Here is a 21,311-nt window from a genome sequence, read left to right on the forward strand (position 1 = left end):
CTGGATACTTCTGGATGCTCTCTGACTTACATACCCTAACAGATTGGACATTTGTTTATTTGTCAGTCCCCAAAATTCAGATAGATCAATCTCCAGACCGCAGACTCTGCTCATTCAGACTTAGAGAACGTGCAATAGACAAAATTAACTTTCTTTTAATATTTCTATGTAGGAAAATCATGTAGTATGTAAATGTATTATTTTGGTAAAAACTCTGAAAACACTGTAGCAACAAGTTAAGAGCATAAGAAGGTAAGTGATAAGTATTCGTCGTTGAGATAAGTGCAGACTCCCGGAGTTTGGTTGAAATTGTACCTACCTGCTTATGCGTCCAGAATTTTTGCTAAAAGAGCGAGTCACACTCCGCTAAAGTTTTTCCGTTAAGACTTTGGTATCAATGTGATTAATTATTGGACTGCATTTCTTTAGTTAACTCTATAAATGCTGACAGTTTTGGCTGGGCATAAGAGTTATCTAAATCCTAATGAGTAGGTAAAAGGGAAATCTTGTCATGAAATTATTTGGAGTTGGGTTAATTAGCTCGCTTTTATTGACTTTAACGAGCAATGCTAGCGTAGAAGCCTTTGTTTTCCCGAACATCACACCAGATACAGATGCACCAACGTATTTGTTTCTCCCAAATCAAACAATGACCTTTCTCAAAAGAGGTGAAACTACCAAAGGACGTTATGCTCTAGCAGAACTGGAACTACAGCCGGGAGTTGGAGTCTTACCGAACATTCACCAGTTTGAAAACGAATGGATATATATCAAAGAGGGAAATCCACGATTATTTCTAGGAGACAGCCTGTATACTGATCCTAGTCAAATTCCGGGAATCAATGCTCCCAGAGATCGTATCCAAGCCTTTGATGCCACCCCTGGAACCTTATTCTATGGGCAACAACATCGCATTCGTGGAGGGATAAATCTTGGCGATACACCTGTGAAGGTGCTATTAGTTTGGAGTCCGTCTGGCTTTGAGAACCTGTTTAAAGAAGTCAGTCCAGTGGTACAAGATCCCTCAAATCCGCCTCCATACACTCCAGAAATCTTTTCTGCGTTTATATCAACAGCGCCTAAATATGGACTCATCAGTAGTTCATTTTTGGAGGAATTTGGCGATATAGAATTTAGTGAAAGTTTTCCTAATCTGGATGATCATGCTGACGAATTATTAAGTATACTGAATGAAGATATTACACAAGTGCCAGAATCTTCTTCTGGATGGAGCCTTTTAACTTTCGGTGTTTTAGCTGCAATCTCAATTCTGCAACGCAAATATAGAGCAGAACTGTTTGGCGCAAAACTATAGGGCTAATGCAACTAAAGCAATAAACCTGAATGAAGCTTGTCAATAGTCAATAGTTTTTGGGCTATGGCAGAGATGAAAGATGACTGTGTTCTTGCTCAGAAATTAAGCGTCTACAAAAGTTCATAGAGAAGGAAAGTCAGAAATGAAGTTATTGAGTGTTGGACTCATTAGCTCGTTGCTACTTAGTGTAGCGATGAGTTCTAGAGTAGAAGCATTTGTATTTCCCAACGTGACACCAGATGCAGATGCACCATCCTATTTGTTTCTCCCAGATGGGCCAATTACCCTGCTCAAAAGGAGCGAAACGACAGGAGGAAAATACTCGCTCATGGAAACTATAGTTCCCCCAGGAGGTGCTTCACCACCCCACATTCACCATGATGAAAATGAATGGTTGTATGTTGCAGATGGAAATATGCAACTAGTTATCGGAGATAAGTTTTATCCTGATCCAGATCAAATTCCTGGAGTGAATGCTCCTAGAGATACTCTGTATGCTTTTGATGCTCCCGCCGGTACTTTGTTCTTTGGCCGAAAGAACTACATCCACGGCATCAGAAATGTGGGGACTACAACAGGAAAAGTATTGCTAATTACCGATCCTGGTGGATTTGAGAACCTGATTAGAGAAGTAAGTGAAGTAGTTCCCGACTTATCCAATCTGCCACCATATAACCCAGCAACCCTCTCTTTACTGGCACAAAAGAGCCATGATTTTGGATTAGTTGGTAGTTTTACTTTTGAGCAATTTGGAGATATCGTCGTAGATCACAATTTTGCCTTTCCAGACAATCATGCTGACGAGTTAGTTGCTTTGTTGTCTGATGATGTGACAGAAGTTCCCGAACCTACTGCTTTAGTAGGCTTTTTTATATTTGGGACAACGGGGGCAATTTCTATCTGGAAGCGCCAACGTAAAGCGGCTAATAAAGTAGCTTAGTCCAACAGAAGTTAGAAACTGCTCTAACTGTAATAGGGCTACAAATTAACACGGGAATTCCCTAGTGTTATTGATTCGGTAAGTTCAGATCAAGTTAATCACTGGCATAAATTACTTGCAAAGGAGAATTGAGCATGAAATTATTTGGAGTTGGTGTACTTAGCTCATTACTATTGGCTTTAGCTGTAACTCCCAAAGCAGAAGCTTTTGTCTTCCCTAAAATCACACCAGATCCGGATGCGCCATCCTATTTATTCTTTGATGGACAGCCATTTACCTTTGTTAAAAGGGGCGAAACTACCAATGGTCAATACACATTGAGAGAGACTATTGTTCCACCAGGAAAAGGTGCTTTCCCACATATCCATCAAGATGATGATGAATGGTTGTATGTGGAAGAGGGAATTTTGCGCATCTTTACAGGAGAAAATATCTATCAGGGTGATGGACTGATCCCTGGAGTCAATGCTCCGAAAGATATCTTGCACGCTTATGATGCACCTGCTGGAACCTTAATTTATGCCCCAAGATATCGCATCCACGGAGTTTTAAACCCCACAAATACACCATCGAAATTGAAAGTTTTGTGGAATCCTCCTGGATTTGAAGAAATCTTCAAAGAACCAGGGATCATACAAGTCACAGATTTGTCCAATGTGCCAACTGCGCCTCCTGATTACCCCCGGACATATGCTCAAGCATCTGGCAAATTTGGACTAGTTTCTAGTATTGCTTATGACCAATTTGGCGAGATAGTATTTGATGACTCTATTCTCCAAGAAGACAATCGTGCTGATTATGTGTTGCAGATCATAGCTGACGGCTCTAGAGAAGTGCCGGAACCTTCTGCTATATCGGGGATGTTGATTGTGGGTGCGACAGGGGCAGTTACTATCTGGAAACGCAAACGTAAATCAGTGAGTAAGGTCGGTTAATCTGACCTGAAAAAATCCTAATTTCTAACAACAAATTCTTCTGTGTCTTTGTGGTAAAAAATAATTTATTTAACCACAAAGGCACGGAGACACAGAGAAAGAGGTCAAAATTTTGTCGATAGAAATAGGAGATTGAGCGCTTCAAAACATTAGAGAGAAAAGGGGTTTATGGTCAGTAATAATTTTTACGGTCGTCGGCGGTTTTTGCAAAATAGTGCTATATTTTCTACCGCCTTGATGACTTCATTGGTGAGCGATCGCTTGGCTCATGCTCAAGAGGAAACTGTAGAAGCGTTGGTGATTGGTAGCGGCTTTGGTGGTGCGGTTGCAGCGCTGCGTTTAGGGCAAGCTGGGATCAATACATTAGTTCTAGAACGAGGTCGTCGTTGGCCGATCACCTCGGCACAAAATACTTTTGCTACCTATCGTCATCCTGATGGACGAGCTGCTTGGCTGAGTCCGAAAACTGTGGTGCTGGATGAAGTTCCTATCGATGTGTATCCAGGAATTTTAGAACGTCAAGATGAAAAAGGCATTTCTGTTTATGCTGGGGCTGGGGTTGGTGGTGGTTCTTTAGTCTATAACGGTGTTACCTACCAACCTCCACGTGAGCTATTCTATCGGGTATTTCCTCAAGAAATTGACTATGACCAGATGGATAAGGTCTATTATCCGCGTGTTCGTTCCATCATTAAGCCAGCACCTATTCCCGCAGATATTTTAGCTACTAAATACTACTTATCAACCCGGCTATTTCTTCAGCAAGCAGCAAATGCTGGATTACCGAGTCGTTTGTTAGATATCGCGGTAGATTGGGACATTGTGCGTGAGGAAATCAACGGTACAAAAGTTCCTTCGGTGATTATTGGTGAAGATTGGTATGGGATGAATAGTGGGGCGAAAAAGAGTCTAGATCGGAATTATTTAGCACTAGCAGAACAAACTGGCAAAGTCGATATTTTACCTCTACATATAGCTACAGCTATCTCAGAAGTTCCTGGATATGGTTATAGAGTGGTCTGTAATCAGATTGATGAGTCTGGGTCAGTGGTGGCGACCAAGACTATTGTCTGTAAATATTTATTTCTAGCTGCTGGTTCAATGGGAACCTCTAAACTGTTAGTTAAAGCTAAAGCTACAGGTACGCTGGCCAGATTAAATAATTACATTGGTCAAGATTGGGGAACTAATGGAGATACTTTTACTATTCGTGCAGGTTATCCCTTACCCACAAATAGTAATCTAGGTGGCCCAGCAACGGCTGTAATTCAAGACTTTAGTAATCCCTTTGGGCCGATGTCTATTGAATTACTCTCTATATGGAATGCGCCTGATGGACTGTTAGCCCTTGTAGGGATAGGCTTACCCTCTGCAAAAGGGAGTTTTAAATATGATCCAATTCAGGGTTTGGTGAGACTAACCTGGCCTGATAACAAGATTGTTGGCGATCCGCAACTCTTGAAAGCAGCACAATTTGCTTATGGAGTATTGGATCGGAAAAATGCTCTGGCTTTTGGGAAAACACAAACCACGACTACACTGGGTAGCTACTCTCCTCGGAAAACAAAAATTGTCGGTGGAGTTTCTGACACATTTCCTACCTTCCATCCTTTAGGAGGAGCAGTTTTAGGAAAAGCTTGTGATCTTTATGGTCGGGTGGTAGGCTATCGAGGATTGTATGTTGTGGATGGTGCATTAATGCCTGGTTCGACAGGAGGGACTAATCCATCTTTAACGATCGCAGCGTTGGCAGAACGTTGTTTAGAAAAGATTATTGCGGAAGACATAGCGTAATTCGTAATTAGGAAATTTAGAGGATGTTTGAAAAGTATCATGCGTAACACCAAAATCTCAAAAACCTAACCCCTAACCCCTTCCCTACTAGGGAAGGGGAACAAGAAAATAAGGGTTTCAAAGCCTCTCTCCGTGTCGGGGAGAGGTACTCTACGAGAAGAGCTTCGCTCTATGGAGAGGGGTTTCTTGTATACTTTTTGACTTTTCAAACAACCTCTTAGATTGTCGCTGGGTTGCAGGATTTTAATCTGTTACCCAGTTTTGGCAAATTGGTAGGATTTGAGATTGAACAAGGATAATTTTGTGAAAATACATCATTGGCCGATCGCCTTGTTGGCTGGATTGGCAATTAGTGTTCCTGAAGTGGCTCAAGCTGGACGTTTATTAGGTGACTCTCGTGTATTTGCGGAACTTCCCAACGAACCGGGGTTTCCAGAGGATGTTGCTTTGTTGGGCGATCGCGTGTTTATTTCTGGCCCAGCCCAGTCTAATCTATTTGTGCAACCAAGTATTTTAGAGTATGACTTAAACTCTGGGGCATTGGTGCGAAAGTATGACATTACAGGTCAGAATCCGAGTTTACCACAGGCGATCGCAGGCATTGTTTTCGACAATCAGAATCGGCTTTATGTCAGTGATATTCAACAGGGTATTGTCCGATTTGATGTGACTCAATCTAACCCGGTGCAAGAAATTTATGCGACTGCATTGCCTGATTTACCGATTTGTAGCGCTGTGGCTGGGGGAACTACTTGTTCACCCAATGCCGTAGACTTGCCACCATTAATTAATGACATTATCTTCGATGCCAAAGGCGACCTCTACATTTCCGATTCGTTTCAGTCTACAATTTGGCGAGTTGCGGCTGGTGGCGGGACTCCAGAAATTTGGTATCAAGATAGTCGCTTTGATGGGTTTGGAGCTAATGGAGTACGTATTGATCCTACAGGCACAAAACTATATGTAGCAGCAACCGCAGATGCAGTTGGTCAAGGATTCATCTACACTTTACCTTTAGTAGATGCTCCCAGCACTACAGATATATCTACCTTTTTCCAGTACGCGCCTGGTGAAGCACCTGCGGGGATTGAATTTGGTGCTTCAGGGAATCTTTACGTGGTGTTGGGTAGAGGGAATCAGATTTCTGTTTTATCCCCAAATGGTACAGAAACCAATCGTTTTTCGGGGCCAGCTATTAGACCTGATGACCCTAATAATCCTTTACTATGGCGGAATCCATCAAATATTGCCTTTAATAACAAAGATCGTTCACTCTTAGTAACGAACAATCCCCTACCGACAATTTTTGAACCCCAGCCAGAGTTTGCAGTCTATGATGTGTTTGTGGATGATGTGGCTGTTGGGGTTGAGGTTCCTGAGCCAAGTAGTATGTTAGGCATGGGATTATTTTTGGCGTTAGGTTGGCGTTTTGGGCATCGGCGGATTCGTAGATATACCCCAAAAGACTGACTGAGTAAGGGTTAGAGGAAATTAAAAAAATTTTTTCTCTCCACTGTCGAAATCGTCATTCCTCAAACGTCATAGATTTAGAAAGCAGAAAATACTTCTTCTTCTTTGCTTTTCTTAATTCGATTACAAGTGTGTCAACATGAAGTACGCAATTCTGATTTACGAAACAGAGCAAGATTTTGCTAATCGTCCTACAGTGAAAGCTGCTTACAATGCCTATTCTCAAGCTTTAGTTGAAGCTGGTGTGATTGCAGGTGGTGCAGAATTACATCCAGCGCATACAGGGACAACCATCCGTTTACGAGCAGGAGAACGGAAAGTTCAGGATGGCCCTTATGCAGATACCAAAGAACAACTCGGTGGTTTGTTTATCATCGATGTGCCAAATTTAGATGCAGCAATGGATTGGGCGGCACGTTGTCCGGCTGCTGGTAAATGCTGCGTTGAAGTTCGTCCTCTAGTATCCACAGCTCAAGAATAGGATTATTTAGAATGAAGCTTTATTACTTTCCCCCTTCTCCTAATACACGCAAGGCTCATGCGGTAGCGCTACACTTGCAACTACCGATCGAATTGCAGTTTGTGAATATTCAACAGGGTGAACAGCATCAACCAGAGTACCGCCAGTTAAATCCCACTGGCCGGACTCCGGTTTTAGAGGATGGTGACTTTGTGGTTTGGGAGTCAACGGCAATTATGCAGTATCTGGCTAGCCAGGTTCCCAACACTCTCTGGCCAGAAGATGCCAAGAGTCGGGCAGAGATTGTGCGCTGGCAAAGTTGGCAGTTAGCTCATTGGTTGCAAGGATGCGGAACTCTGCAATACGAAAATTTTGTTAAACCATTGACAAACATTGGTGAACCTGATCCACAAGAGGTGGAACGGGCGACGCAAATCTTCCACAAGGAAGCGGCTGTATTGAATGAGCATTTAGCAGAGCGTGATTTCCTGGTCAACAACACGCTAACATTAGCAGATTTTTCTGTGGCTAGTGATTTGACTTACGCTGTGCCAGGGCGTTTTCCTTTAGAAAATTATCCTCATATCCAAGCCTGGTACGCTAGGATTGAGCAGTTACCTGCTTGGCAGAAAACCGCACCACAGGGATAAATTATGGTGATAGATGCACGTCGAGTCGCAGAATTGGCAGCACGCAACTCCTATGGACGCTTAGTTGCATATTTAGCAGCGCGATCGCGGGATGTGGCGGCGGCGGAAGATGCTCTCGGCGATGCCTTCCTGGCGGCGTTGCAGACTTGGACTGAAAGCGGAGTCCCGAAAAATCCTGAAGCTTGGCTATTAGTGGCTGCAAGGCATCGTCTGCTGGATGATGTGAGGCGCACCCAAGTCAAGGACAGGGTAATCAATGCCCTGAAACTGACAGGAACGGAGACTCAAGTTGAACCACCTTTGGATGGAGTAGCGTTTCCTGATGAACGTCTGAAACTCTTGTTTATCTGCGCTCACCCTGCTATTGATCCCAGCATCCACACGCCTTTAATGTTGCAAACAGTCCTGGGTTTGAATGCGGCTCAGATTGCCTCAGCTTTTCTCGTTGCACCTGCAACTATGAGTCAACGCCTTGTCCGCGCCAAAGCCAAAATTAGAGATGCTGGCATTGCTTTTGAGTTACCAGAGACTAAAGAGTTATCAACCCGATTGGAAGCAGTGCTAGAAGCCATATACGCTGCTTTTACTAGTGGGTGGGAAAACGTCACTGGGGGTGATCCTCGGAATAAGGGATTAGCCGAAGAAGCCATCTGGCTAGCGCGTCTGTGCGTCCAACTTATGCCCAAAGAACCGGAAGCACGGGGGTTGCTAGCGCTGATGCTACATTGCGAAGCCCGACGAGATGCCCGCAGAACAGCCGACGGTGCATATGTGCCGTTGCTGGAACAAGACACCTCTGTGTGGTCAAAATCGATGATTGATGAAGCCGAGCAGGAATTGGCTCAGGCGGCAACGTTTAAGAAATTAGGACGTTTTCAACTAGAAGCTGCAATTCAATCTATCCATGCTCAACGTCTAGTCACTCAGCGCGTTAATTGGGAGGCTCTAGCACTGTTATATGAAGGCTTAATCCAGCTTTCTCCCACATTGGGAGCCTTAGTTAGTCATGCAGCAGCGATCGCTGAAGCCAAAGGATTAGAACAAGGCTTAACGCTTTTGGAAGTAATTCCAGCAGAAGCCGTCAGGAACTATCAGCCATATTGGGCAATTAAGGCTCACTTACTCAAGCATCTAGGGTGCGAATCTGAGGCAGAGAAAGCTTATGCTCGTGCTATTGGTTTGACAGAAGACTCGGCCATCCGCGAGTTTTTAATCCGGCAACAGCAAACCAACTTCAAAAGCTAAAAGTTAAAAGTTAAGGGAAAGAGCAATTCCAATTCCATATTTCTGTTGCATGGGCATCTTTTAACTTGATTATCTATGCAAACATGATCTGTTCTGCAAATACCTACAGCGTTTTTCATCTTAGTTGAGTCAGAGACTAGAAGCAGAATTAATTACACATATTCACTCTTCTAGAGTTCCCTATTACCTGTTCCCTGTTCCCTGTTCCCTGTCACCTATTCCCTATTCCCTGTTCTTTCTTTTGCCTTGTAACTTTTAGCTTTTGCTTTATTCGGTGAGTTCGATTATGAAAATTAATGACAATACGGTTTTGATTACTGGTGGCAGTTCGGGTATTGGATTAGCGATCGCCCAAGCTTTGTTAAACTTGAACAATCGGGTCATTATCTGTGGTCGTAATCAACAAAAGCTGGCACAAGCGAGCCAAGCTTATCCGCAACTGCACACTTTCTTATGCGATGTTACCAAACCGGATCAAGTCAGTGAGATGTTCACTGCAATCAAGTCTCAATTCGGTAACTTAAATTTACTGGTAAACAATGCCGGTATCATCAAATTTTATGACTTCCTGCACGATGAAGATGCCGTCATCAGTGGTGAGGAAGAGATTGCCACAAATTTGGTGGGGACTTTACGTGTCACAAAAGCTGCATTGCCATTACTTTTAAATAGCCCAGAATCTGCTATTGTCAATCTATCATCTATAGTTGCGCTTGTTCCTTCTGCAACTACGGCAATTTATAGTGCCACAAAAGCAGCTGTGCATTCCTTCTCTTGTTCTTTGCGACAACAGCTACAGCCAAACAACATCAAAGTGTTTGAGGTGATGCCGCCTTTTGTGGATACGGAAGCCATCAAGCAAATCAATACAGATAAAGTTTCGCCTGCTGAGGTAGCTGAGGCTTTAATCAAGGGTTTACGTACGAACAATTATGAAATTCGCCTGGGGCCGGCAAAAGCGCTTTATTTTGTCCATCGGCTCTCACCCACTAAAGCCGAAGGTATACTCAAGCAGCTGGTAGCAAAAGCTTTGAAATCTCAGATGATGCCAATTCGTAATTCGTAATGACGCTATCCAAAAGTAAGTTATGTTATTAAGAAAATTGGATTTTATTGAGGTTTTGAGGTTTTGATACTTACAATTATTTAAAGGAGTTATCAATAGAAAATAGCCAAGATTTTCTTCTAGGATGGGTAGCTTGCCCGTCCTAATATTCTGATAGGGATATCTATCTAAAAAATAGCTAATTTACTTTTTGAAAAGCCCTAAATCTTCAGGGTAAAATATTGCCTAGATAGCATAAATCAAAACTTTAGGAGAAACAGATGAAAACTGTTAATGCTACAACAGATGTTAATTTTACAGTTACGCGAGTCGTTGCGTTTTCCGAAAAGACATTTGCAGAGGTGACAAGTGCAATAGAAGCAATGGCAACTCCAGCTGATAATCAACTTCTCAGACAGTTGAAAAGATTAGATACAAACAAATCTTTTGAGCAGGTGCAAGTTGCTGTGGAGTCAATGTTGGGGAAAAGTGGACTCACTGTGTTGGTGGATTTTGAATTGGGTGGACTACTAACATCTCAATCTGGTGTACGGAATAAGTCTAAGCTGTATATAATTGGCAACCCCTTGATTGCTAACCAAATGTTTGAAGTCGATCCGGCTGTGGGACTTTATGTTCCTTTGCGATTATTTGTCTACGAAGATGTTGATGGTAGGACTTGTGTGACTTATGATCAGCCGTCATCATTGCTTGGTCAATTGCAGAATGCCGAGATTTTAGAGGTGGCGCAAATGCTGGATGGGAAACTAGCAGATTTGGTAGCGATCGCTATATAAAATTTACTTTATTATTTATCTTGTACAAACTATTAACGAAGCATAATAATTATGTCTCAAATAACTGTTAGGCAGAAAAATTTTGATTTTCCAGAGCAGATTAGTCGGTATTGGTATGGGAATAGTGTCTTCAAAAGTCACTTTTTTAATAGCATTACCCTGCTGTTTCCTGATGGCGAACAGTTCATGCTACGAACAATCAAACGACAAATTAAGCAGATTGATAACCCCAACTTAAAAGAAGAAGCTTTAGCATTTGTGGGACAGGAAGCACAACACGCTGTTCAGCATGAGAAATTTTGGCAGAATCTTCGTCAACAAGGTTATACATTTGACAGATATCTTCGTTGGTTACACTTTATTCTGTTTAATGTTTGTGAAACTCGCTTGAATATTAAATTCAAATTAGCCATGATTGCTGGGGTCGAGCATTTTACCAATGTGATAGCGGAACTGACTTTAAAAGAAGAATTATTTGCTGAAGCAGAACCCATAATGAAAGAGCTGTTCGAGTGGCATTCAGCAGAAGAGATTGAGCATAAAACAGTTGCATATGATGTTTTGCAAAATGTCACGAAGAATTACCTAATTCGGCTCATAGGTATAATTATGGCTTATACTTTTGTGCTGAGTTTTGTTAATTTAGGTTTAATAATGATGCTATATCAAGATAAAAAGCTGTTAGATATTAAAGTCTGGCAAGAAATGTTACAGTTCTTCTTCAGTAAAGAAAAATTTCTGCTCAAAGTTTTTTGGCAATCATTGGACTATTTAAACATCAACTTTCATCCTTTAGATAGAGATAATTTGTTCTTAATTAAAAGGGTTGTTGGTTAAAAGATTGATTTTTGAGTTTTTCTCAAATTATCTCAACGGTTGTGTGGTGGCGATGACGTTCTGCCGAGGGTAGCTGATCCTACTTGATTGTTTTATTCTATCTATTATTTCTCTTATCGTGTCTCTCACCCCAGCGAGGTACAATATAGAATAATTAAACGCAGATAAATGCAGATAAACGCACATAAATTTGTACCTCAGTAGACTAAGAAACCCTATATATGCAACGCATACCTGAATATAATGGTGATGTGATATAATCACGTCATATTGGCATTGACATAAGAGAGATTATGTTAAATAAAACAATATGGATACTGTGGTTACAAGGATGGGATGATGCGCCTTGGTTAATTAAACAAATTGCTGAATCTTGGGAAATAAATAATCCAGACTGGAAGGTTGAATATCTGACATTAAATAACGTTCATCAATATGTTGATGATATCGATTATCTATATGATCAAACTAAAGACATAGAACCTCAACATAAAGCTGATATTATTCGCTTAAGCTTATTAAAAAATCATGGTGGTGTTTGGGCTGACGCAACTATGCTGTGTATGCAACCATTAAGTTCGTGGGTAGAAGAAGCAGTTAAACCTGCTGGTCTATGGATGTATCATGGTTCTGGTGGTGGAATGCCTAAACATGGCCCAGCTATTTGGTTTATTGTATCTGAAAAAGATTCACTTATAATCAATAAATGGAAAAATGCTTGTGATGAATATTGGCACAAGAGAACCAAAGCGGATAATAATTTTTGGCTAGATGGACTATTTAAGCAGTTATTTGCATCTGATAGAGAATTTCAAAATAAATGGGATCTTGTGCCTTATTTGTACGGTAGTGCTAAAGGGCAAGCAAGTGCAATGTCTGGACAAAATTTTCAGTTAATGGTGTCAGATAATCAAGAACTAAAAAAGATTTTTCGAGAAACCCCTCCATACGCCCTCAAATTTTGGTGGAGAGTTTGGCAAGCAGAATTTTCTGATATCAATAGTCCTAAATGTCAAAATTCAACTGGATATTATGCGATACAGATGTCCAAGAGGAGATTTATATATAAACACAAAATGGCTGATAAAGACTATTATATGAACCTGGTTTTTTGGGCAGAAAGGTGGAAATTTAAGTTGGTTTATTTGCTCAAGGAGAATATTAAAAATTTGTTGAAATCTCTCAAAATTTACAATCGCGCTGAAGGTGGGATGTAGGGGCGTACGGCGTACGCCCTTACAGTTATTCATGTGTCGCCAAGACCATCGCCTAAGAGGTTATTTATAAAGTAAAAATAAAATTTCGTTGGTTGCGCTATATTATTTTTGATGTTTGTGAAAATCGTGTGAGTATTAAGAGCAAGAAATTAGTATACAGGCTGCTGCTATTTTGTTTCACATTTGTTCTTGGCTTCACATTTACTATCCATAATGTGCAAGCCGAATCAGCACCTTTCTATTGGGAATTTATCAATGTCGATATTGCCGTACAGCCTAACGGTGATATGTTAGTCACTGAGACACAAAAATATAATTTTACTGGAGATTATAACCATCTGCGTTCCCGGTACATCCCTTTAGATAAGGTAGACAGAATTACTGAAGTTTCTGTATCCGAAAATGGTCAAGTATTACCCAATATAACAAGTACAGTAAATAATCAATTTTGGATTCGTTGGGAACATCAATTGCAACCACCAGAAAGTCCTACTTTCGTGTTGAAATATCGTGTTATTGGAGGATTGCGCGTCAATCATAACTATGCTCAAGTATATTGGAAAGCAATATTCTCTGACCGTAAAGCCCCTATTAAACAGGCGCAGGTTAGGGTGGAATTTCCTGAAGAACTTACTACTAAAATTAAAATATTCCAAAGCTTTGGTGTAGTTGCAAATATTCGCCGAGTCGATACAAAAACTATTGAGGCTGTTACTAAACGATCTCTAGAGCCAGGGGAGGGGTTAGAAATTCAGGTGACATTTGATCGTGCGGGTACTAAGATTGAAACCTCTGGATGGCAAAGTTCACAATTTTTTTATGAGAGGTTATTGTGGATTTTGTTGGGATTGTTAGTCTTTGGTATCCTTATTTACGTCGTTTTTTCCAGTATGTCTAGTAGTAGTTACGATAGCGGTGGCGGCGGTGATTATGGTGGCGGTAGCGGCGGTGATTATGGTGGTGGTGGCGGCGGTGATTATGGTGGTGGTGGCGGCGGTGATTATGGTGGTGGTGGCGGCGGTGATTAACCAAATAAACGCTGTACGCATTTGAGAATTACTGGTTGTAAATAAAAGCATTCCATATCACTAATACCTTCACCAAAAAGAGAGTTGCATTAGATGTAGGTTGGGTGCAACGATGCTCCGATCCGGCGGAGACTCGCTCAATCCATATCCTATAGGATACAATCGCAAAGATGCCATTGGAGAGGGACTTGCCTAAATCAATTCACTCGACTCAACCACCGCTAAAATATATTCCCCACAGTTTCAATCCACTAATCCTTAAGATGATTCAGTGGGTAATACCGATTGTATTGCGTTTTCGGTCTCGACCTTGGCTACCGGCGGGAATTGTGCAGATTGATGCTAAAAATACTGACATATTGGCAGAACTCTATCAAAAATTCCAAGCTGGCAAGATTCGCTTTTTAATTGCATTTCGTCATCCAGAAGTAGAAGATCCTCTGTGTGTATCTTATGTGATTTCTCGGCTTGTACCGCAGGCAGCACGTCAGCAAGGTATAAAGTTACAACACCCGATTCACAGCTATTTTGTTTATGATCGAGGAATGACAATTTGGGCTGGGAATTGGCTAGGTTGGTTATTTTCTCAATTAGGTGGTGTGCCAATTCGTCGTGGTAGGCGATTAGATAGACAAGCTATTCAAACAGCCAGAGATTTATTTGCCAATGCTAAATTTCCTATTGCGATCGCTCCTGAAGGTGGTAATAATGGTCATAGTGGTATTGTCAGCCCTTTAGAACCAGGTGTAGCTCAATTGGGATTCTGGTGTGTGGAAGATTTGCACAAAGCTAACCGTTCTGAGACTGTTTTTATTGTCCCAGTTTCTGTTCAGTATCGCTATACTCAACCACCTTGGTCAAAACTGGATTGGTTGTTGAGTAAATTAGAAGCTGATTGTGGTTTACCAGTCCAATCAATTGGTAAGCATGAGCAAGCAGAAATTTATCAGCAACGCATTTGTCGGTTAGGTGAATATCTCATTACAGAGATGGAAGAGTTTTATCGTCGATTCTATCATCAAGACATCCCCAAAACCATCGCCACTGAAGCATCCGCTACACCCAATGAAGTCATAATTGCTAGACTACATCGCTTACTAGATAAAGTTTTACAAGTCGCCGAGCAATATTTTGATCTTAAACCCCAAGGTAATTTTATTGACCGTTGTCGTCGTTTAGAAGAAGCTGGTTGGAATTATATTTACCGAGATGATATTGCAGATATTGATAATTTACCACCTTTCCAACGTGGTTTAGCAGACTGGATTGCTCAAGAAGCAGACTTGCGAATGCAACATATGCGTTTAGTGGAAAGTTTTGTTGCTGTTAACGCTACCTATATTCAAGAACAGCCTACAGCCGATAAATTTGCCGAGACAGCACTACTCATATTTGATATGCTTTCCCGCATTCAAGAATCAACTCTGCCAGGACGACCAAGGTTAGGTTTGCGACAAGCACAGATTAAAATAGGTGAACCGATTTCGGTTACAGAACGTTGGGTAAATGTGCAGAGTAATCGTCAAGCAACTAAACAAGCTGTGAATGACTTAACAAAAGATTTGCAAATAGTTTTGGAAAGTTTGATTGAGAATAGGGAATAGGTAACAGGTGACAGGTAACAGGTAACAGGTAATAGGTAACAGGTAACAGGTAACAGGTAATAGGTAACAGGTAACAGGTAATAGGTAACACGTAATATGAGACTCATATTTGATTTTTGTATGCGTAGCCTGCGCTTACGCATACAAAACTTCAGTACACCTTTATTCTTTCTTCCTAGTCCCCAGTCCCTAGTCCTCATACCATTTCACTTTAATAATGATACAAATACGTGAGTCCGTCAGTCCGTCAGGGATTGTAAATCCCTGTCTCATAGCTTAAGTCCTCTCAAGAGGACTGAATATCAGAGTCCATTTTAATGGACTTAAGCTATGAGACCACCGTTTTAACGGTGGGCGGACAATACCCAACGAGTAAGCTATATGTATCAGGATTTTTGTGAATTGGTATCAGTCCCCAGTCCCTTACCTCTAGTGACTCAGAAATCAAATCGGATTACTATTTTTGAATTGGTATTAGCTAAAGATGAAAGCGATTCATTTCCGAAATTGACTTGCTTCTAGCAGAAGTCTAGTGTATGAATGTATCAAATTTTCAGTGAATATTTTTCAAGTCTATGGATAGGGAAGAAGCAAAGTTTTTGTTAATGTTTGGTTCTATTTTCGCTGGTGTGGGTAGCATATTTGCTGTTGTAGGTATTATTGTCGGAGTTAATACTCATTCCTTTGTCAGTTCCTCAGTGAAAACATCAGGTACTGTCATTGATTTAGAGGGAAGATGGTCAAATGATAGTGAAGGTCGCTCATATAAGCTTTACTATCCAGTGATTGAGTTTACCAATACTTCTGGTCAACCAACAGTCTTTCAATCTAATGCAGGCAGCACTTCACCAGGATTGAGCAAAGGTGAGCAAGTGGAAGTTTTATACAATCCTCAACAACCAAATTCTGCCATGATTAATTCTGGTTTTGAATTGTGGTTTCTCCCTGGGTTGTTTACTGCGATAGGTTCAGTGTTTGTTTTAATTGGTGGCGTTCCTTTAGTTTACGCGGTTCCTAAACTGCTACGCGGGAATTCAAAGGCAATAGGCAATAGGCAATAGGCATCTGGTGAAAATGAATGTAGAGACGTTGCACTGCAACGTCTCTACAAGGATTTCGGGCAAAGCAGAATTAATTTCTACCAGATGTCTAATAGGGAATCACTAACATAAAATCAATCCCTCCCATAGACAGATGTTCTGTCACAAGTCCAAAAGCAAGTTTAAAATCTTAAGTAAAGAAATATTTCGTAGCTTACGGGCATGAAACGCATCGTCTTGATTGCTGGATTTGAATCGTTTAACGCTGACTTGTACAGAAAAGCAGCCTTTTTGGCTAGTTCTCGCTGTGAGGATTTGGATATTCGGGTATTTAGCGATCGCCAGATCACCAACCAGCGCCAAGAGGTAGAATTAGCATTGCAAGGCGCTGATGTGTTTTTTGGTAGCCTATTATTTGATTATGACCAAGTTTTGTGGTTACGCGATCGCATTTCCCAAATTCCCATTCGCCTAGTGTTCGAGTCAGCGTTAGAACTGATGAGTTTGACTAAATTGGGTGATTTTGCTATTGGTGATAAACCCAAAGGAATGCCCAAACCCGTTAAATTCATTCTCGACAAATTCAGCAATGGACGAGAAGAAGATAAACTTGCTGGTTATATTAGCTTTTTAAAAATCGGCCCCAAACTCCTAAAATTTGTGCCAGTGCAAAAAGTCCAAGACTTACGCAACTGGTTAATTATCTATGGTTACTGGAACGCCGGCGGGATAGAAAACGTTGCGTCTCTATTTTGGACATTAGCAGAAAAATACCTAGATTTAAAAGTCGGAGATATTCCTCCACCCATCGAAACCCCGAATATGGGATTACTCCACCCCGAATATCAAGGGTTTTTCACATCACCCCGCGAATATTTGCAATGGTATCAAACCCGTCATCGTAGAGACGTTGCATGCAACGTCTCTACCACATCACCGCGCAACGTCTCTACAAATTCCGTCGTAGGAATTCTCCTCTACCGCAAACACGTCATCACCAAACAACCCTATATACCCCAACTAATTCGCCGCTTTGAAGATGCGGGTTTAATTCCCTTACCTATATTTATTAATGGTGTGGAAGGACACGTTGCAGTCAGAGATTGGATGACAACCGACTACGAACTTCAGCAACGACAAAGCGGTATCATAGAAACACCTTCACTATCTAATGAAGCTGTCAAAGTTGATGCGATCGCTTCTACTATCGGTTTTCCTCTAGTCGGTGGCCCTGCTGGTTCAATGGAAGCTGGACGACAAGTAGAAGTAGCAAAACGTATCCTCACCGCTAAAAATGTCCCCTACATCGTCGCCGCACCCTTATTAATTCAAGATATCCACTCTTGGACACGTCAAGGTGTAGGTGGTTTGCAAAGTGTAGTTTTGTACGCCTTACCAGAACTAGATGGGGCAATTGATACCGTCCCCCTTGGTGGTTTAGTAGGTGAAGATATTTATTTAGTTCCCGAACGAGTACAGCGTTTAATTGGTAGAGTCAAAAGCTGGATTGCTTTACGCCAAAAACCTCCCGCAGAACGCAAAATTGCCATCATTTTATATGGTTTCCCCCCCGGTTATGGGGCTGCGGGAACTGCTGCATTATTAAATGTTCCCCGCAGTCTGATTAAATTACTACAAGCCCTCAAAGAACAAGGCTACAACGTCGGTGATATCCCCGAAGACGGCGAAGAATTAATTCGTCAAGTCAAAGCAGCAGATGAGAGGCTAGAAACTAGTTCGTCCCCAGTCCCCAACACTGTCAACACCCGCACTTTAGAAAAATGGTTAGGATATCTCCGCACATCCCGCATTGAAAAACAGTGGAAGTCTTTAACAGGTAGTGGGATTAAAACTTTTGGTGACGAACTACAAATTGGTGGTGTACAGTTGGGGAATGTGTGGATAGGTGTTCAGCCGCCGTTGGGAATACAAGGTGATCCCATGCGGTTAATGTTTGAGAGAGATTTAACACCCCATCCTCAATATGCAGCTTTTTATAAATGGTTGCAAAATGAATTGGCTGCTGATGCTGTGGTGCATTTTGGTATGCACGGTACTGTAGAATGGTTGCCTGGTTCGCCTTTGGGTAATACAGGTTATTCTTGGTCTGATATTTTGTTAGGAGATTTGCCTAATCTCTATATATATGCAGCCAATAATCCTTCCGAGTCGATTTTAGCCAAGCGTCGCGGTTATGGGGTGTTGATTTCTCACAATGTACCGCCTTATGGTAGGGCTGGGTTGTATAAAGAGTTGGTAGCATTGCGAGATTTAATTGCTGAATATCGAGAAGATCCGCAAAAGAATTATGTCTTAAAGGCAGGAATTTGTAAAAAGATTGTCGATATTGGTTTAGATATAGATTGTCCATTTGCAGATGCCAAACGTTTGGGTATTCCCTTCACACCAGAAAATATCAAAATGTTTAGCGCCCATGCTTTTGATGATTATTTGGTGAAGTTATACGAATATCTCCAAGTTTTAGAAAATCGCTTATTTTCTTCTGGGTTACATACATTAGGAGAAGCACCCAATACAGAAGCATTAGCATCTTATTTAGAAGCTTACTTTGGTGGTGAAGCATCAAAAAACCCAGAAGAAGCACAGCAAATCACAGATTTGTTAATGCAAACAACTGATGAATTGACAAACCTATTACGAGGATTGAATGGTGAGTATATCCCCCCCGCCCCAGGGGGCGATTTATTGCGTGATGGGGCGGGAGTATTACCCACAGGCAGAAATATTCACGCTTTAGATCCCTATAGAATGCCTTCCCCCGCAGCTTATGAACGGGGACGAGAAATTGCTCAAAAAATTATTGCCCAGCATTTACAAGAACATCATACATATCCGGAAACTGTAGCAGTTTTATTGTGGGGATTGGATGCAATTAAAACTAAAGGTGAATCTTTGGGAATTCTTTTAGAATTAGTCGGTGCAGAACCTGTGAAAGAAGGGACAGGGAGAATTGTCCGTTATGAATTAAAACCTTTAGCAGCAGTCGGACATCCACGAATTGATGTGTTAGGAAATCTGTCTGGTATCTTCCGAGATAGTTTTGTCAATATCATCGAATTGTTAGATGATTTATTTCAAAGGGCTGCTGATGCTGATGAACCAGAAGACCAAAATTTTATTAGAAAACACGCTTTAGCTTTAAAAAATCAAGGTGTAGAAAATGTCTCAGCCAGATTATTTTCTAATCCGGCGGGTGATTTTGGTTCTTTAGTAAATGATCAAGTTGTGGATGGTAACTGGGAATCTGGCGAGGAATTGGGTAATACTTGGCAAAGTCGCAACGTATTTAGTTATGGTAGACAAGATAAAGGTCAAGCTAGACCAGAAGTTTTACAGCAGTTGTTAAAAACAAGCGATCGCATTGTTCAAGAAATCGATTCGGTAGAATATGGTTTAACCGATATTCAAGAATATTACGCCAACACAGGCGGTTTGAAAAAGGCAGCCGAAAAACAACGCGGTAAAAAAGTTACCACCAGCTTTGTGGAAAGTTTCTCCAAAGATACCACACCCCGCAATTTAGATGATTTGCTGCGGATGGAATACCGGACTAAATTGTTAAACCCCAAATGGGCTAACGCAATGGTAAATCAAGGTTCTGGTGGTGCTTATGAAATTTCTCAACGGATGACAGCCTTGATTGGTTGGGGTGGTACGGCTGATTTTACTGATGATTGGGTTTATGATCAAGCTGCTGATACCTATGCTTTAGATCCAGAAATGGCAGAGAAATTACGTCAAGCAAATCCTGAAGCTTTTCGTAACATTGTCGGCAGAATGTTAGAAGCAAATGGTCGAGGTTTTTGGCAAGCTGATCAAGATAAGTTAAATAAGTTGCGTCAGTTATATGAATTGAGTGACGAAGAATTGGAAGGTGTAATTTGAAGAAGAATTCAGCAGTCAGATTCCCAAAAATCATGAAACAGATACAAACCCCCAAAACCAGACTAAGTAAGACTGTATCAATTACGTAGCTTGCTTCTCGCCTTTGGCGAGTATTACGAATTACGAATTAGTACAACCGCTAGCTTCTAAAGCGATCGCATGATGACGGATATGATCGGCGATAAAACTGGCTATAAAATAATAACTGTGGTCGTAGCCGTCTTGATAACGTAAATTTAGGGGTTGGTTAATTGCTGCACAAGCTTGCTCAAATACTTCTGTCAGCAATTGTGTTGCTAAAAATTGATCAGATGTGCCTTGGTCAATGAGAATGGGACTATGATATCCTAATTGCTTGATCAATTCACTAGCATCATAAGCAAGCCAGCTTTCGGGATGATTTCCTAAATAACGAGTAAAAGCTTTTTCGCCCCAAGGACAGCGTGTCGGTGCAACAATTGGTGCAAAGGCGGAAACAGATGTGAACAGCTTGGGGTGGCGTAGCGCACAGACTAGCGCCCCGTGTCCCCCCATAGAATGACCGAAAATTCCCTGCTTATCAGGTTGTATGGGGAAATTGGCGGTGATTAAAGCAGGTAATTCTTGGACAATATAACTATACATTTGGTAGTGCGATCGCCACGGTTGCTCTGTCGCATCTAGATAAAATCCTGCACCTGTGCCAAAATCCCACTCGTCATCTTCGCCGGGAATACCAGTATTACGGGGACTAGTATCTGGTGTAACCAACATCAAACCATACTCAGCCGCATAACGTTGCGCCCCAGCCTTGACCATAAAATTTTCTTCTGTGCAAGTCAACCCAGACAGAAAATAGAGAACTGGTACTGGTTTTTCCCTAGCTTGCGGTGGCTGATAGACAGCAAAGCGCATTTCACAATTACAAGTAGGAGAAGGATGAGAATAAAAGCCGAGTTTGCCGTCAAAGGTTTTATATTCTGAGATGAGTTTAAGATTAGTCATAAGTCATTATTTTATTCTTTCAGGAGAGTAGGAATTTAACTTGA

Annotated in this window: 17 protein-coding genes; 16 read left to right on the forward strand and 1 reads right to left on the reverse strand. The window is 41.4% G+C overall.

Annotated features, from left to right (window positions below; translation table 11 throughout):
* Positions 1 to 511 precede the first annotated feature (511 nt).
* The 16 genes from FD725_RS23270 to bchH all read left to right on the forward strand — a co-directional run bounded on the left by FD725_RS23270 (position 512) and on the right by bchH (position 20,283).
* The gene (locus FD725_RS23270; RefSeq protein ID WP_179050342.1) at positions 512 to 1,315 is read left to right on the forward strand and encodes a hypothetical protein; all 804 of its coding nucleotides are present in this window, start codon (positions 512 to 514) and stop codon (positions 1,313 to 1,315) included.
* A gap of 193 nt (positions 1,316 to 1,508) precedes the next feature.
* Complete coding sequence (locus tag FD725_RS23275) at positions 1,509 to 2,255, forward strand: cupin domain-containing protein (protein ID WP_179050343.1); 747 nt, start codon at positions 1,509 to 1,511, stop codon at positions 2,253 to 2,255.
* A gap of 134 nt (positions 2,256 to 2,389) precedes the next feature.
* Entirely contained in the window at positions 2,390 to 3,190 is an 801-nt protein-coding gene (locus FD725_RS23280) for a PEP-CTERM sorting domain-containing protein (protein WP_179050344.1), read from the forward strand.
* A gap of 168 nt (positions 3,191 to 3,358) precedes the next feature.
* Positions 3,359 to 4,984, forward strand: a complete 1,626-nt coding sequence (locus tag FD725_RS23285) for a GMC oxidoreductase (protein ID WP_179050345.1) — start codon at positions 3,359 to 3,361, stop codon at positions 4,982 to 4,984.
* Between the two features lie 303 nt (positions 4,985 to 5,287).
* Positions 5,288 to 6,454: an SMP-30/gluconolactonase/LRE family protein gene (locus tag FD725_RS23290; protein ID WP_179050346.1), complete on the forward strand. Its 1,167-nt coding sequence runs from the start codon at positions 5,288 to 5,290 to the stop codon at positions 6,452 to 6,454.
* Positions 6,455 to 6,593: 139 nt separating this feature from the next.
* Positions 6,594 to 6,935 carry a YciI family protein gene (locus tag FD725_RS23295; protein WP_179050347.1) on the forward strand — a complete coding sequence of 114 codons (342 nt, stop codon included), beginning with the start codon at positions 6,594 to 6,596 and terminating at the stop codon, positions 6,933 to 6,935.
* Between the two features lie 11 nt (positions 6,936 to 6,946).
* Positions 6,947 to 7,564, forward strand: a complete 618-nt coding sequence (locus tag FD725_RS23300; protein WP_179050348.1) for a glutathione S-transferase family protein — start codon at positions 6,947 to 6,949, stop codon at positions 7,562 to 7,564.
* A gap of 3 nt (positions 7,565 to 7,567) precedes the next feature.
* Positions 7,568 to 8,809 (forward strand): RNA polymerase sigma factor, encoded by a 1,242-nt coding sequence (locus FD725_RS23305; protein ID WP_218653133.1) that lies wholly within the window; start codon positions 7,568 to 7,570, stop codon positions 8,807 to 8,809.
* 286 nt (positions 8,810 to 9,095) lie between these two features.
* Positions 9,096 to 9,875: an SDR family oxidoreductase gene (locus FD725_RS23310; protein WP_179050349.1), complete on the forward strand. Its 780-nt coding sequence runs from the start codon at positions 9,096 to 9,098 to the stop codon at positions 9,873 to 9,875.
* Positions 9,876 to 10,135: 260 nt separating this feature from the next.
* The gene (locus tag FD725_RS23315; protein ID WP_179050350.1) at positions 10,136 to 10,651 is read left to right on the forward strand and encodes a DUF302 domain-containing protein; all 516 of its coding nucleotides are present in this window, start codon (positions 10,136 to 10,138) and stop codon (positions 10,649 to 10,651) included.
* Between the two features lie 51 nt (positions 10,652 to 10,702).
* A complete protein-coding gene (locus FD725_RS23320; RefSeq protein ID WP_179050351.1) occupies positions 10,703 to 11,488 on the forward strand; it encodes a metal-dependent hydrolase in 786 nt (261 codons plus the stop codon).
* A 293-nt stretch (positions 11,489 to 11,781) separates the two neighbouring features.
* Positions 11,782 to 12,705 (forward strand): capsular polysaccharide synthesis protein, encoded by a 924-nt coding sequence (locus FD725_RS23325; RefSeq protein WP_179050352.1) that lies wholly within the window; start codon positions 11,782 to 11,784, stop codon positions 12,703 to 12,705.
* Positions 12,706 to 12,920: 215 nt separating this feature from the next.
* Complete coding sequence (locus tag FD725_RS23330) at positions 12,921 to 13,733, forward strand: DUF2207 domain-containing protein (RefSeq protein ID WP_256871719.1); 813 nt, start codon at positions 12,921 to 12,923, stop codon at positions 13,731 to 13,733.
* Positions 13,734 to 13,921: 188 nt separating this feature from the next.
* Entirely contained in the window at positions 13,922 to 15,337 is a 1,416-nt protein-coding gene (locus tag FD725_RS23335; RefSeq protein ID WP_179050354.1) for a 1-acyl-sn-glycerol-3-phosphate acyltransferase, read from the forward strand.
* Positions 15,338 to 15,912: 575 nt separating this feature from the next.
* A complete protein-coding gene (locus FD725_RS23340) occupies positions 15,913 to 16,398 on the forward strand; it encodes a DUF3592 domain-containing protein (RefSeq protein ID WP_179050355.1) in 486 nt (161 codons plus the stop codon).
* Positions 16,399 to 16,599: 201 nt separating this feature from the next.
* Entirely contained in the window at positions 16,600 to 20,283 is a 3,684-nt protein-coding gene (bchH, locus tag FD725_RS23345; protein ID WP_179050356.1) for a magnesium chelatase subunit H, read from the forward strand.
* Positions 20,284 to 20,403: 120 nt separating this feature from the next.
* Here bchH and fghA read toward each other — a convergent pair whose 3' ends face one another.
* A complete protein-coding gene (fghA, locus tag FD725_RS23350) occupies positions 20,404 to 21,267 on the reverse strand; it encodes an S-formylglutathione hydrolase (RefSeq protein ID WP_179050357.1) in 864 nt (287 codons plus the stop codon).
* Positions 21,268 to 21,311 lie beyond the last annotated feature (44 nt).

The organism is Nostoc sp. TCL26-01, assembly GCF_013393945.1.
GTDB lineage: Bacteria > Cyanobacteriota > Cyanobacteriia > Cyanobacteriales > Nostocaceae > Trichormus.

Excerpts from the sequence above, each read along its gene's own strand:
- FD725_RS23270 (WP_179050342.1), top strand. The coding sequence starts at position 512 with ATGAAATTATTTGGAGTTGGGTTAATTAGCTCGCTTTTATTGACTTTA.
- FD725_RS23275 (WP_179050343.1), top strand. The coding sequence starts at position 1,509 with ATGAGTTCTAGAGTAGAAGCATTTGTATTTCCCAACGTGACACCAGAT.
- FD725_RS23280 (WP_179050344.1), top strand. The coding sequence starts at position 2,390 with ATGAAATTATTTGGAGTTGGTGTACTTAGCTCATTACTATTGGCTTTA.
- FD725_RS23285 (WP_179050345.1), top strand. The coding sequence starts at position 3,359 with ATGGTCAGTAATAATTTTTACGGTCGTCGGCGGTTTTTGCAAAATAGT.
- FD725_RS23295 (WP_179050347.1), top strand. The coding sequence starts at position 6,594 with ATGAAGTACGCAATTCTGATTTACGAAACAGAGCAAGATTTTGCTAAT.
- FD725_RS23300 (WP_179050348.1), top strand. The coding sequence starts at position 6,947 with ATGAAGCTTTATTACTTTCCCCCTTCTCCTAATACACGCAAGGCTCAT.
- FD725_RS23305 (WP_218653133.1), top strand. The coding sequence starts at position 7,568 with ATGGTGATAGATGCACGTCGAGTCGCAGAATTGGCAGCACGCAACTCC.
- FD725_RS23310 (WP_179050349.1), top strand. The coding sequence starts at position 9,096 with ATGAAAATTAATGACAATACGGTTTTGATTACTGGTGGCAGTTCGGGT.
- FD725_RS23315 (WP_179050350.1), top strand. The coding sequence starts at position 10,136 with ATGAAAACTGTTAATGCTACAACAGATGTTAATTTTACAGTTACGCGA.
- FD725_RS23320 (WP_179050351.1), top strand. The coding sequence starts at position 10,703 with ATGTCTCAAATAACTGTTAGGCAGAAAAATTTTGATTTTCCAGAGCAG.
- FD725_RS23325 (WP_179050352.1), top strand. The coding sequence starts at position 11,782 with ATGTTAAATAAAACAATATGGATACTGTGGTTACAAGGATGGGATGAT.
- FD725_RS23340 (WP_179050355.1), top strand. The coding sequence starts at position 15,913 with ATGGATAGGGAAGAAGCAAAGTTTTTGTTAATGTTTGGTTCTATTTTC.
- bchH (WP_179050356.1), top strand. The coding sequence starts at position 16,600 with ATGAAACGCATCGTCTTGATTGCTGGATTTGAATCGTTTAACGCTGAC.
- fghA (WP_179050357.1), bottom strand. The coding sequence starts at position 21,267 with ATGACTAATCTTAAACTCATCTCAGAATATAAAACCTTTGACGGCAAA.